This is a genomic window from Teichococcus aestuarii, from assembly GCF_003116135.1.
Lineage (GTDB): Bacteria > Pseudomonadota > Alphaproteobacteria > Acetobacterales > Acetobacteraceae > Pseudoroseomonas > Pseudoroseomonas aestuarii.
Window position 1 is genome coordinate 1 of the sequence record NZ_PDOA01000097.1, and the last position, 286, is coordinate 286.

The window sequence follows — 286 nt, forward strand, 5'->3', positions numbered from 1 at the left end:
CGCCGCTCGAGGTCGCGGTCGGGCTCGACCCGGTCGAGGCGCTGCTGGGCGACATCGACCTGCCGGTCACCGCCGATCTCGGTGGGGTCCTCGCCGGCGGCGCCCCGGCGGCCGGGGGCGACACCGATCTGGCGCTCGACGCCACCCTGCCCGGCGGCACGCCGCTCGAGGTCGCGGTCGGGCTCGACCCGGTCGAGGCGCTGCTGGGCGATATCGACCTGCCGGTCACCGCCGATCTCGGTGGGGTCCTCGCCGGCGGCGCCCCGGCGGCCGGGGGCGACACCGA

At 79.0% G+C, this 286-nt stretch carries 1 protein-coding gene; it reads left to right on the plus strand.

Annotated features, from left to right (window positions below; all coding sequences use genetic code 11):
• Nucleotides 1–286, plus strand: a 286-nt coding sequence (locus CR165_RS25305) for a hypothetical protein (RefSeq protein ID WP_181378362.1), incomplete at both ends; no start/stop codon positions are given.